Origin of the sequence: Neorhizobium sp. LMR1-1-1.1, assembly GCF_040675795.1 — a bacterium.
GTDB lineage: Bacteria > Pseudomonadota > Alphaproteobacteria > Rhizobiales > Rhizobiaceae > Neorhizobium > Neorhizobium cellulosilyticum.
On the sequence record NZ_JBEGHE010000021.1, the window covers coordinates 32,575 to 44,483 of the forward strand.

General features: G+C 57.5%; 8 protein-coding genes. 7 read left to right on the plus strand and 1 reads right to left on the minus strand.

The genetic code is table 11. The features are described from left to right. The first annotated feature begins 187 nt into the window (after nucleotides 1–187). The 7 genes from MRBLMR1_RS11895 to MRBLMR1_RS11925 all read left to right on the plus strand — a co-directional run bounded on the left by MRBLMR1_RS11895 (nucleotide 188) and on the right by MRBLMR1_RS11925 (nucleotide 10,552). Nucleotides 188–1,369 (plus strand): YyaL domain-containing protein, encoded by a 1,182-nt coding sequence (locus MRBLMR1_RS11895; RefSeq protein ID WP_148144251.1) that lies wholly within the window; start codon nucleotides 188–190, stop codon nucleotides 1,367–1,369. 8 nt (nucleotides 1,370–1,377) lie between these two features. Continuing rightward, a complete protein-coding gene (locus MRBLMR1_RS11900) occupies nucleotides 1,378–3,123 on the plus strand; it encodes a DUF2264 domain-containing protein (RefSeq protein WP_500064781.1) in 1,746 nt (581 codons plus the stop codon). Nucleotides 3,124–3,153: 30 nt separating this feature from the next. Next, nucleotides 3,154–4,440 carry an ABC transporter substrate-binding protein gene (locus MRBLMR1_RS11905; protein ID WP_500064782.1) on the plus strand — a complete coding sequence of 429 codons (1,287 nt, stop codon included), beginning with the start codon at nucleotides 3,154–3,156 and terminating at the stop codon, nucleotides 4,438–4,440. 126 nt (nucleotides 4,441–4,566) lie between these two features. After that, the gene (locus MRBLMR1_RS11910; RefSeq protein WP_148144254.1) at nucleotides 4,567–5,454 is read left to right on the plus strand and encodes a carbohydrate ABC transporter permease; all 888 of its coding nucleotides are present in this window, start codon (nucleotides 4,567–4,569) and stop codon (nucleotides 5,452–5,454) included. Beyond that, nucleotides 5,451–6,395 carry a carbohydrate ABC transporter permease gene (locus MRBLMR1_RS11915; protein WP_500064783.1) on the plus strand — a complete coding sequence of 315 codons (945 nt, stop codon included), beginning with the start codon at nucleotides 5,451–5,453 and terminating at the stop codon, nucleotides 6,393–6,395. Before MRBLMR1_RS11910 ends, MRBLMR1_RS11915 begins: the two co-directional genes overlap by 4 nt. After that, nucleotides 6,388–7,551: an ABC transporter ATP-binding protein gene (locus MRBLMR1_RS11920; protein ID WP_500064784.1), complete on the plus strand. Its 1,164-nt coding sequence runs from the start codon at nucleotides 6,388–6,390 to the stop codon at nucleotides 7,549–7,551. The genes MRBLMR1_RS11915 and MRBLMR1_RS11920 overlap by 8 nt, the downstream gene beginning before the upstream one ends. Nucleotides 7,552–8,320: 769 nt before the next feature. Further along, nucleotides 8,321–10,552 (plus strand): methyl-accepting chemotaxis protein, encoded by a 2,232-nt coding sequence (locus MRBLMR1_RS11925; protein ID WP_206827683.1) that lies wholly within the window; start codon nucleotides 8,321–8,323, stop codon nucleotides 10,550–10,552. Between the two features lie 408 nt (nucleotides 10,553–10,960). Here MRBLMR1_RS11925 and MRBLMR1_RS11930 read toward each other — a convergent pair whose 3' ends face one another. Next, nucleotides 10,961–11,395, minus strand: a complete 435-nt coding sequence (locus tag MRBLMR1_RS11930; RefSeq protein WP_148144258.1) for a DUF2721 domain-containing protein — start codon at nucleotides 11,393–11,395, stop codon at nucleotides 10,961–10,963. Between the last annotated feature and the right edge of the window lie 514 nt (nucleotides 11,396–11,909).

The following is an 11,909-nucleotide window of genomic DNA, read 5'->3' on the forward strand; positions in this document are numbered from 1 at the left end:
CGCCTTCTTCCGCGATTTTCGTAAATTTTCGCATTTAAATCAACACGCGAGATAGTTCTACATGATTGGCACGCCTAGCAATCGACAATTTGCGAAAGGATTTTTCGCTGCATGTGCGAAAAGTTTTCTTAATTGACAAAATTTTCGCACATGCCAAAGTCTTCGCATCTACAGCGAGGAAACCTGCATGCTCACCGCCACCCTTCCACACTCCGTCCAATCTCCTGCCAGGGCAAAACCAAATGGTCGCCAGGCGGTCCTGGAGCGGTGCGTCGAACGGGTGAAGTCGACATCGCGTATTTTCGGGCTGCGCAACCCTCAGATCGGCAGCGTGGAAAACGGCTGGCAGTATTGCAATCCGTTCGACTGGGTCATCAGCTTTTATGCCGGGCAGCTTTGGCTCGCTTATCAGTTCGGTGGCGAACCTGGATTGGCCAATCTCGCCCGAGCCCGTCAGTCTGACCTTAACCTGCTTTTGTCCAACCTCGCTGCGCAGGATCATGATCTCGGTTTCATCTTTTCACTGAACTGCGTGGCCGATTGGAAACTGACCGGATCGCAGACAGCGCGACAGATGGCCCTGCGCGCTGCAGAAGCGCTGCGCGCCCGCTTCAGACCCGCCGGCGGCTATATCCAGGCCTGGAACTCGCATGGTACGGAAAATACGACGCGCTCCACCTTCGTCGCTGGACGCATCATTGCCGACACGATGCAGAACCTTGCGCTGCTTTACTGGGCACATGCAGAAACCGGCGCGCCCGATTTCAAGATGATCGCCGACGCCCATGCGGAAACCACCCGCCGCAATCTGATCCGGGAAGACGGCACGTCCTTCCATACATTCGTTTTCGACGCCACGACCGGTGCGCCGCTACGCGGTGAAACCCATCAGGGTTATGCGCATGATTCTTGTTGGGCCCGTGGCCAGGCCTGGCTGGTGCATGGCTTTGCACAATCCTACGGCACGACGGGCAATCCCGAATATCTCGATGCGGCTCGGCTGGTCGCGGCCAAGGCAGAGGAGCTTATGGGCGATGACCAGGTGCCTCTCTGGGATTTGCGCCTTCCGGCCGATGAGCCGCAATATCTCGACAGTTCGGCAGGGGCCATTCTGTCGGCCGGGCTTTTCATCCTGGCGGATGTGACAAGCGGTGAAGAGAAAATCCGCTGGCGCGCCTTTGCCGATCGACTGCTCGATGGGCTGATCGAGACTTGCGACGTTACGCAAATTGAAGGGGCGCAGGGATTGCTCGATTATGGCGCCGCCCATGTACGGCGCGGCTCGGTGCGCAACATGCTGCCCTATGGCGACTATTATTTCATGGAAGCGCTCATGCGGTCGCTCGGCCATTCCCGTTTCTGCTGGTGAGACCGACGATGCGTCCTTCGCCACCAATCAATCCAGATGCCGCCATCGACCGGAATGCCGCCGCGCATCTCCTCTCATGGCTCGTCGGCAACCATCTCGGCGCGTTCACGCAAGGCAATGCCGGGCTCAAGCTCGGATCGACGGTTGCTGCCTATGATGAACGCGCCGCGCGCCTTGAGGGGCTTTCACGCCTGTTATGGGGTGTGATTCCAGCGCTCGCGGGCGGCTGTTCAGTGCCCGGAGTTGAGGCCATCGTCGAAGGTTTGGCCAACGGCTCCGACCCGGATCATCCTGCCTATTGGGGTGAAGCCGGCGACATGGATCAGCGGCTGGTCGAGATGGCAGCGCTTGCCGTGTTCCTGCGTGAACAACCCGAGCTCCTGAACAGACTGATGTCGCAGGCTTGCCGCGAAAACCTCTTCCGCTGCTTATCGCAAATTCAGCACGCCCGCATCAACCCAAGCAACTGGCGCTTCTTCAGAATTCTGGTGATCGATGCGCTTGCCAGCGTCGGCTGGCCGGTCGACAGGAAAGGCCTCGCCGAAGAGCTTGATTTCATCGACAGCCAATATGTCGGTGAAGGATGGTACAAGGACGGCGCTGAGGTGGGACGGTTCGACTACTACAATCCCTTCGCCTTCCATTTCTACGGGCTTCTCTATGCGCGCTGGCACGCGGTTGACGATCCCGAGCGGTCGGCGCGCTATATCGAGCGGGCGAGAACCTTTGCTCTCTCGTATCGCCACTGGTTTGCAGAAGATGGTGCGGCTATCGCCTATGGCCGCTCGATGACCTATCGCTTCGGAACCGCCGGTTTCTGGGGCCTCCTCGCCGAATTCGGCCATCCTGAACTGAGTGCAGGAAAGTTGCGTGGCCTCTGGTCGCGGGCGATGCGCTGGTGGCTTGGTCAGCCGATCTTCGACACGGAAGGACGCCTGACCGTAGGTTACGCCTACCCTAACCTGCTGATGAGCGAGTTCTACAACAGTGCGCAATCACCACTCTGGGCGTTGAAAGCCTTCGCTCCGCTGGCCCTTCCTGCCGACCATCCATTTTGGAGCACCGCGGAGGAGGCGGACACTCCGCCTGCTCTCCATGCAGTTGCCGTATCGCGCCAGATTACCTGGCGCTCCAACGGCGTTTCCTATCTGGTCGCGCCGCCGCCGAGACATCAAGAGATCCGGCATGTTGCCGATAAATACGCAAAATTTGCCTATTCCTCACATCACGGCTTCTGCGTGGAATCGCTGGATTGGATCTCAAGCGGCTTTGCCGGCGATAACCTGCTCGCGTTTAGTCGCGATGGCGTTACCTGGGCATTTCGCACTGAGATCGACGAAGCCGTTCTCGAAGACGGTGAACTGAAAGCGGTCTGGTCACCCTTTCCCGGTTGCCGCGTGACGACACGACAGCGACCGAGAGATGCAGGAGAGTTGCGCGAGAGTACGATCGAGGCGGATTTCCCGCTGCAGGTTCTTGCAACGGGCCATGCGGCAGATCTGTGGGTAGCGCCGCAGTCCTTGCAGCAGGTGATCGAAAGCGAAGGGTCTTCCGAGGAAAGGCCGGTAGCTGAAGGTTTGACGCTGTTCAGCGACCTGCGCGATCTCGATGGCAGGTTAAAGCGCCGCGTGCTGCCCTGTGCGCCGAACACCAATCTTGTCCACCCCCATTCCGCAGTGCCTGCCTTGCTCGGCTCCATACCCGTCGGCCGCAGTCTCATGCGCACATGCCTGACCGCCGGGAGGCGATCATAACAAGCTGAAGAGGAAATTTAGGAGGAGACCATGTTCAAACGAAAGACACTTGCGGCGCTGACATTCACAGCGCTTGTTTCACTTACATCTGCGGCTTTTGCCGAGGACGCGTCGATCCGTTTCGCCTGGTGGGGTAACGAAGCACGCGCCGCAAATACACTTAAAGTCATAAAGCTTTTCGAGGAGAAAAACCCGGGCATCACTGTGAAAGCCGAATATTCCGGCTATGATGGTTACCAGACACGCCTGAGCACTCAGTTTGCCGGCGGAACTGAACCGGACGTCATGCAGGTACTACTGGCCTGGCTGCCGATGTTCTCGAAAAAGGGCGACGGCTTTGAAGACATCAACAAGTTCTCCAGCCTGATCAATCTTGAGGAATTCCCCAAGACCACGCTTGAGCAGGTAAGTATCAACGGCAAGATGCAGGGCGTGCCGATCGGCTTCCTGTTCCTGTACAATAAGGAACCGTGGCAGAAGGCCAAAATCGACTATCCCAAAACCTGGGACGAGTTGTTCGAAGCCGGGAAACTGATGCGCGAGCGTCTAGGCGACGATTATTACCCGCTCGATCCGACCACACAGGGCAGCTTCCTGATCTCGCTGTCCTGGGCCATGCAGAAATACAATGTAAACTTCATCGATCCGGACGAACCCAAGGTGTCGATGAGCGAGGAACAGGTGGCCGACTGGCTGCGCTTCTTCAAACGACTGGAAAACGAACATGTTCTGGTCAGCATCAAGGCGCGTACCGCCATGGGCGGTGCAAACAAGCCTACATCGCAGATGCCCGACTGGGTGGAAGGTAAGTGGGGCGGCGTCTATTCGCAGGATTCAACGCTGACATCGCGCGCCGATACCCTGACCGGCGGTCTCGATCAGCTGGAAGTCGGCCCTTACATCATGCTGCCAGACGCCAAGACAGCGGGCACCATGAGCCGTACCGGCTTCATCTATTCGATCAGCAAGCACAGCAAGCAGCAGGAGGCGGCGGCGAAATTTATCAACTTCCTGACAACGGATGCGGAAGCCGCCCGCATCATCGGCACGTCACGCGCCATCCCCGCCTCCAAAACGCAATGGGATGTCCTGACCAAGGAAAATCTCATCCCGCCGATCCAGAAGATCGGAACAGGTCAGATCATGGAGCTCGATGAGGAGGGACTTGTGCCACGCTTCTCGCTCTATTTCGAACATCCGCTGATCTACAAGCTTCTGTTCAATACCTTCGAGGAGCTTTCTTTCGACAAGACCACACCGGAGGAAGCTGCGCCGAAGCTGATCAAGGAAGCCACCCGGATACTGTCCCGCCTATAGCGCGACAAGGGTCACCGGCCCGTGAGGCCCGGATGAGCCCGACCTTTCCGGAAGAGTGCGACGGCTGCTGTCGGCGCACTCACCCTTCCACGCGGCCATCGGCCGAACATTTCTCAGGTGATGCGGATGTATGAAAGCAAACGCCTTGGCTATCTTTTTGTGATGCCCTTTATTCTGGGCATCCTCGCCTTCAATCTATTCCCTTTCGCGGCCTCGTTCGCGTTGAGCTTTACCGACTATCCGCTGATCGGATCGCCGACCTATATCGGGCTGGAAAACTACGAAAAGATGGTTTTCGACGATGATCTATTCTGGAAGTCGCTGACGGTTACGGTGTCCTTCGCCCTCATCGTCGTTCCGGCCCGGCTGGCGGTCGCGCTTTTCATCGCGCAGGTGCTGAACTTCAAGCTGCGCGGCATCAATTTCTTCCGCGCCGCCTATTACCTGCCTACCATTCTCGGCGGCTCGATCGCCATCTCCGTGATGTGGAAGTTCCTCTTCCAGCAGAAGGGGCTGGTCAACATCATCCTCGATACCGTCGGCATCGATCCGATCCCGTGGCTGGCAAATGAGCGTTATGCGGTCTGGACCATTGTCGCGCTCAACACCTGGCAGTTCGGCGCCGCCATGGTGATCTTTCTGGCCGCGCTCCAGGGTGTGCCGAAATCGCTTTACGAAGCAGCCGAAATCGACGGTGCATCCTTCTGGCAGCAGTTCCGCAGTGTCACCCTGCCGATCATCACGCCGGTCATCTTCTTCAACATGATCATGCAGATCGTGAACTGCTTCCAGGAGTTCAACGCGCCTTACATGATTACCGAAGGCGGCCCTCTCTACTCCACTTACTTCATGGCCATCTACATCTACGACGAAGCATTCAAATATTTCAACATGGGCTACGCCAGCGCCCTGTCCTGGGTCCTGTTCTTCCTGATCGTCGCGATTGCAGGCGTCCTGTTCTGGTCCTCGAAATATTGGGTCTTCTATTCAGGGGAAAAGGAGAAAGCGCGATGAGCAGTGACACAGTCGCAACCGCGCTGCCGAAAACGCGAATCCCGTCGAACGCGGAAGTGCTGCGCACACAACGCAGGGAGCGGATTTCACTCGCCTTGCGCTATCTGATACTGGGAAGCGTCGGCTTGCTGATGCTTTATCCGTTATTCTGGCTGCTGGGAGCATCGTTCAAATCGAACCAGGAAATCTTCACCACGATCTGGTTCCTGCCGCGTGACCTTACCCAGTTGCTCGATTTCAGCGCCTATTACAATGGCTGGATGACGCGGACCGAGTTTACCTTCGCAACCTACTTCCTGAACTCGTTCCTCATCGTCATCCCGCGGGTCATCGTCACGCTGATTTCGTGCACGCTGGTGGCATATTCCTTCGCACGCTTTGAATATCCGGGGAAAAAGTTCCTGTTTTCCATCATGATCGGCACCATGCTCCTGCCGCCGATCGTGTTGCGCGTGCCGCAATATCTGATGTTCAAGGAACTGGGCATGATCGACACCTATTGGCCGTTGATCCTGCCATCGGCCTTTGCCGTCGATACCTTCTTTACCTTCCTTGTCGTCCAGTTCCTGCGCGGCACGCCTCGCGACATGGGAGGCGGCGATCATCGACGGCTGCAACGCCTTGCAGCTTTTGTGGCACATCGTCGTGCCGCTTTTAAAACCGGCGCTGATCTCGGTTGCCATCTTCCAGTTCATCTGGACGATGAACGACTTCATTGGGCCACTGATCTACATTTCCACCGTCGAGAAATACCCTGTGTCACTCGCGCTCAAGATGAGCATGGACGTCAGCGGCGAAGTCGAGTGGGCCAATATTATTGCAATTTCCATCGTAGCCCTGCTGCCGTCACTGACCGTGTTCTTCCTGGCGCAGCGCTATTTCATCGAGGGCGCAACCTCGAGCGGTATCAAGGGTTGAGGAGAAGGAGCCATCATGGCTAGCGTTAATCTCGAAAAGATCGTCAAGACATATCCCAACGGTTTCGAGGCCGTGCACGGTGTCGACCTTGAAGTGCGCGATGGCGAATTCATGGTCTTTGTGGGCCCGTCCGGCTGCTCGAAAAGCACCATTCTGCGCATGATCGCTGGGCTGGAATCGATTTCCGGCGGAGAACTGAAGATCGGCAATACTGTCGTCAACAACCTGCGCGCCAAGGAGCGCGGGATTGCCATGGTATTCCAGAACTACGCGCTTTATCCGCATATGAAAGTCTATGACAACATGGCCTTCGGCCTGAAGCTGGCAGGTCTGCCCAAGCAGGAAATCCACGAACGTGTCACCCAGGCCGCCAAAATGCTGGAAATGGAGCAATTGCTCGATCGCCTGCCGCGCCAGCTTTCGGGTGGTCAGGCGCAGCGCGTGGCTGTCGGCCGCTGCATCGTCAAGCGGCCGGAAGTGTTCCTCTTCGATGAGCCGCTCTCCAACCTCGACGCCAAGCTGCGTGCCTCGATGCGCGTGCGTCTGACGGAACTTCATCGCGAGTTGCGTGACCGGGGACAGCCATCGACGGCAATCTACGTGACCCATGACCAGGTCGAGGCAATGACCATGGGCGAACGCATCTGCGTGCTGAAAGACGGCACGATCCAGCAGGTGGACACGCCGACGACGCTCTATGATCGTCCGGTCAACGCCTTCGTCGCCGGGTTCATCGGCTCGCCCGAAATGAACATCCGCCCGGCAACGGTGGTGGCGCGCGACGGCGGGTTGGGCGTTGAGATCGGCGATACGATGCTGCCGCTTCCCGCTGCATATTCCGATGCCCTTGGCAATCGGATCGGCCAGAAGGTGCAGTTCGGTATTCGCCCTGAAAATATCGGCACGCCACGCAGCATTTTTGCTGCGGGATCGCAGGAACGTGCTTCCGTCGCCAATTGCACTTTCCGCCTGCGCGAGCATATGGGCAACGAGGTCTATACCTATTTCGATCTTGGCGGCCACGAGTTTGCCGCCCGCGTCCCGACCGATTTTGCCGGCGAGATCGACAAAGCAGAACGTGGCCAGACGATCCCACTCGGTTTCGTGATGGACAAGGCACACATATTCGATGCGGATACCGGATTGAATCTGACGCTAAGCGCATTGCAAACGGCATAAGCTACCTGGCTTGACAGGTAACACCTGCGCCAAAGGACGCAGCACACACCTGTCAGCTGGAGCCGCGCAACATAAACCGCCTTCCCTTGAATAGGATCGGCGGTTTGCTGCAGCTCGAAGAAGCCCGGCGCGCAAAGACGGATCTGGAAAGCTCATGGTTCTGAAGCGTGAAGTCTCTGTTTTAGCTGTCAACTGCCCTTCAGAACGCCTTTGCCGCAGCACACATCTGCGCTGAACCGCGGAACTACATAAGAAGATCGTGAATCTGACCATTACTCCCGGTGGTTTTCCTGCCGCGACCTTGCCTTTCCGGGCGCTGCCGCAACGCTTTGTGTCGCGTTCCTGGCCTCATTGAGGCCAAGTGAGAGGCAGCGGGAGCCATCGAAACCTTGGTCCTTGCGCTTGTTTCAGCCAATGACTTCATTCCGTGATGCCTGACATTGTATTCCAAGAACGTCTGCAGTCCTCCTACGACAGGAACTCGGGAAACGCTCGGCTGTCGCCACGACTTCGGATCATCTGTAAGTAGTCGATAGGGCACGCGGTAATCAAACCTATGCGCACACCCTCCATCACCCGCATGCCGAATGTTGCGCCGCACAACAAATACGCACAATAATTCGATCGATACGGGCGTGAATTAGGAAAGATTTAGTCAATATTGAACATTGATCTTGTAATGCGAGATCGCCTTGATCGCGCGGAGGATATTGGATCGGCGTGTGCAAGGGGAATTGCGTTCCGTGCCGGTCTCTTTGGGGGCATTGCAATGAAATTTTCGGTTCGAAACATACTCGTCACCGTGTTTGCGGTTCTCAGTTTCGCAGTTATGGGTCTTATGTTGCAGCAGCTGCTGCGACAGATCGAAACCCAGCGCGTATCAACCCAACTGGCAGGCTTGGCCTCGCTCGATAAATCGCTGTTCGATGCGCTGCTCGGCATGCGCGGCGAACGCGGCGCCATCAGCTCAGCCGTCAAGCTGGAACCGGTGGATATGGCCTCCACCCGCAAGAATATCGAGGATGGCAGACGTGATCTCGATGCCGCCTTCAATGATGCCAAATCAATCATCGACAGGGTCGAACCGGCGAGCCTGAAGATCAGCCTCGGCCCGGTTCTCGAAAACTACCGCAAATGGCTGGATCTTCGCGCGAAGGTGGATGCAGGACTCGCCCTTCCGGTCAAGGATCGCGATGCCAGTGTCGGAAAGAACGCACTCGGCCTTGCCGACCAGATGCTCGTCGATCTCGAAAAGGCCTCCTATCAGGTCGAAGCGGTCATCAATGCTCGCGGGCCTGCCATGATCATGTTCACGCAGCTGCGTTCGCTTGCCTGGACCTCCCGCACGCAGCTCGGTACCGCCAATTCCTCGATCGTTGGTGCCATCATTTCCAAGCAGCCGCTTTCGGCAGAAAAGCTGGCCGAAATCGCTGTGCAGGACGCCCGCGTGTTTCTGGCCTGGGACGTGATCTCGCAGATTGTCGCAAGCGACACGACGCCAGCCGCCATCCGCGATCTGCACAAGGTCGCGCAGAACACCTACTTCTCCGGCGCCTACGCCGAACAGAAGTCGTCCGCCATCAAGCAGTTCCAGGCCGGGCAGCCCTTTGCCATGAATGTCGATGACTGGCGCAAGCCCGCCGGCCCGGCGCAGGCATCGCTTGCCGATATCGCCTCGGCATCGCTGAAGGAAATGACGGCTCTGACCGGTGCCAATGCGGCCGCGTCTACACGGTCGATCGTCATCTATGGCGTTGCCACGCTTCTTGCTCTTGCGCTCGCCATCGTCGGTTTCACTACCATCATCTTCCGTATCGCCAACCCGATCACCGCCCTGACCGGCGCCATGCGCACGCTCGCCGCCGGCGATCTCTCCGCCAAGATCGATGGTGCCACCCGCAAAGATGAAATAGGCGACATGGCCCGCGCCGTCGAGGTTTTCCGCGAGGCCTCAATCCACAATCGCCAGCTTGAAGAAGAAGCAATCGGCTCCCGCCAGGCGGCCGAAGCCGAGCGCGTTGCCTTCCAGAAACGCGCTGAAAGCGAAGCCGAAGCCCGCCTCACCCAAGCGACTTCCGGCCTCGCCTCCGGCCTGCGCCGTCTTGCAGCCGGTGATCTGCTCTGCGAAATCGAAGAGGAGTTTTCCGAGCAGTTCGAAGCCCTGCGCCACGATTTCAATAGCTCGATCCGCCAACTGCGGACTGCGCTGGAAGGTGTCGCCAAGTCGGCACTGACGGTTCGCAGCGGCAGCGACGAGATTTCCACTGCCTCGGACCAACTCGCCAAGCGCACCGAACAGCAGGCCGCCTCGCTGGAAGAAACGGCAGCGGCGCTCGAACAGGTTACAACAAACGTCAAGCAGACGTCGGAACGAGCCTCCGAGGCTCGCGAGATGGTTCGCCATGCCAGCGCGCGCGCAAACTCCTCCAGTTCGGTCGTATCGAACGCGATCGATGCAATGAGCAAGATCGAGGCAGCGTCCACACAGATAGGCCAGATCATCGGTGTCATCAACGACATCGCCTTCCAGACCAACCTTCTGGCCCTTAACGCCGGTGTGGAAGCTGCCCGTGCGGGCGAAGCGGGCAAGGGATTTGCGGTCGTTGCTCAGGAAGTCCGTGAACTCGCGCAGCGTTCCGCCAACGCAGCCAAGGAGATCAAGACGCTGATCGGCAATTCGGAAGCCGCGGTCACGCAAGGAGTGGCGTTGGTCAACGATACCGGTAACGGGCTGAACGAGATTGCGAATCTCGTCTCCGCCATCAACCAGCACATGGACGCGATCGCCCTCGGCGCGCGGGAACAGGCATCGGGTCTGACTGAAATCAACACCTCGGTCAATCACATGGACCAGGTAACCCAGCAGAATGCCGCCATGGTGGAAGAAATGAATGCCGCCGGCGCTGGCCTTGCTGATGAAAGCGGCCGCCTTTCAGAGCTGCTAATGCGTTTTGAGATGCGTCAAGCAGCTGCCCAAGGCTCAAGAATGCGCGCCGCCTGATGAAATGAGTTCCGCAACTGTATCGTAGATCAGGAGAGCCTCAATGCGTTGCGCTCATCCACGAGCGCAACGCGACATGAACAGAAAAACACCGTGGATCCGACTTCAAGTAATGCCCATTTTCGGCCGAAGGAAAAATGATGCCGCACGCAATCATCCCGCCGACGACTCCACTCAAGACAGCTTCGGGCCATCCACCTAGTCGCGATGTACGGAAACGCTGCGAAATGGCCAGCGCACTCGTGGTTTCACGCTCAAGCTATTGATAAGACCAGACCAGGCTTTGTGCCAGGTTCGTCAGTGAGACCAGCTTATCCGAACAGCACCCGAAGTACGGCGATATCCAAGAGATTGTGGTGCGGTTCGTGAGCAAGCCGAGACGGGGATTGGCGTGAAAAGCTCAGCTGGCTAGCGCCGCTCGCGGATTTGCTGGAGCATACTCCTGCCCGCATAAACAAGCTCCAGGAGGAACGCGAGCAGCGAGAGCATCAGACAAATGATCGCCCCGCCAAAAAGCCATGGCAGGTTTTCCGGTCGAAGCCGAATGGAAAGGCCGCCTGCAAGAAGATTAAGGATTGCGGCACAAGTACACAAACCCGATACCACTCCAAAGATAACTGCTACCTCCAGAATAAGCGTGCGACGGCTCAAATAGGTTATCCATTGCACCCCTCTATCTCCCAAGTCGGGTTTGTCCCCGACTTCATTCAGGCGGTCCGCAACTCTGCCCAGTCGCAGGCTGTAGATACTCACGAATGCTGCGGTCCCGGCAAGCAGAAATACAGGAGCCAACGATGTCTGAATTATCCCTGCATACTGGTTGATGATGGGTGGTGTATCCATAATTTCCTCCTCGTCCAGGCATCGTCCTCGCTGAGAAGTTCCGGAGCCCTCTTCGTCCACCGGGGCAACAACCTGAAGCAATAGAGAAATGGTAGGGCAGACCGGAAGCCTTGGCTATCCTGCAGTCAAGCCGGCCAATGCAATTTGCGTATGACCCCGCCAAGCAAAGCTGGGCCTTTTCGGAACGCAGTCACTCTATTGGGTCTCTCGACCAGATGGAGCTTGGCATTTCGGCAAAATCTGGCTGGTGAAGCGACAGCCAAGCCCTATCGCCTCAAGCGCCGCGCCTCGGTTGCTATCGGCAGGATCACGTCTAAGTCTTTCCAACATCTCGATCAGCTTCAGGATCGGCCCGGACCACCGCATTTTGGACTCGTCGTCCGACATTCGATACGCTTCAGCGATATCTCGAAGCAAGATTCCCAACACCGCTTGACGTTGTCTGTGAGAAAGATTGCTCCACAGCGCCTCAACATCTGTTTCCCGAGCGATCACAATCCGTTACCTCGCAGAC

Excerpts from the sequence above, each read along its gene's own strand:
- MRBLMR1_RS11895 (WP_148144251.1), top strand. The coding sequence starts at position 188 with ATGCTCACCGCCACCCTTCCACACTCCGTCCAATCTCCTGCCAGGGCA.
- MRBLMR1_RS11900 (WP_500064781.1), top strand. The coding sequence starts at position 1,378 with ATGCGTCCTTCGCCACCAATCAATCCAGATGCCGCCATCGACCGGAAT.
- MRBLMR1_RS11905 (WP_500064782.1), top strand. The coding sequence starts at position 3,154 with ATGTTCAAACGAAAGACACTTGCGGCGCTGACATTCACAGCGCTTGTT.
- MRBLMR1_RS11910 (WP_148144254.1), top strand. The coding sequence starts at position 4,567 with ATGTATGAAAGCAAACGCCTTGGCTATCTTTTTGTGATGCCCTTTATT.
- MRBLMR1_RS11915 (WP_500064783.1), top strand. The coding sequence starts at position 5,451 with ATGAGCAGTGACACAGTCGCAACCGCGCTGCCGAAAACGCGAATCCCG.
- MRBLMR1_RS11920 (WP_500064784.1), top strand. The coding sequence starts at position 6,388 with ATGGCTAGCGTTAATCTCGAAAAGATCGTCAAGACATATCCCAACGGT.
- MRBLMR1_RS11925 (WP_206827683.1), top strand. The coding sequence starts at position 8,321 with ATGAAATTTTCGGTTCGAAACATACTCGTCACCGTGTTTGCGGTTCTC.
- MRBLMR1_RS11930 (WP_148144258.1), bottom strand. The coding sequence starts at position 11,395 with ATGGATACACCACCCATCATCAACCAGTATGCAGGGATAATTCAGACA.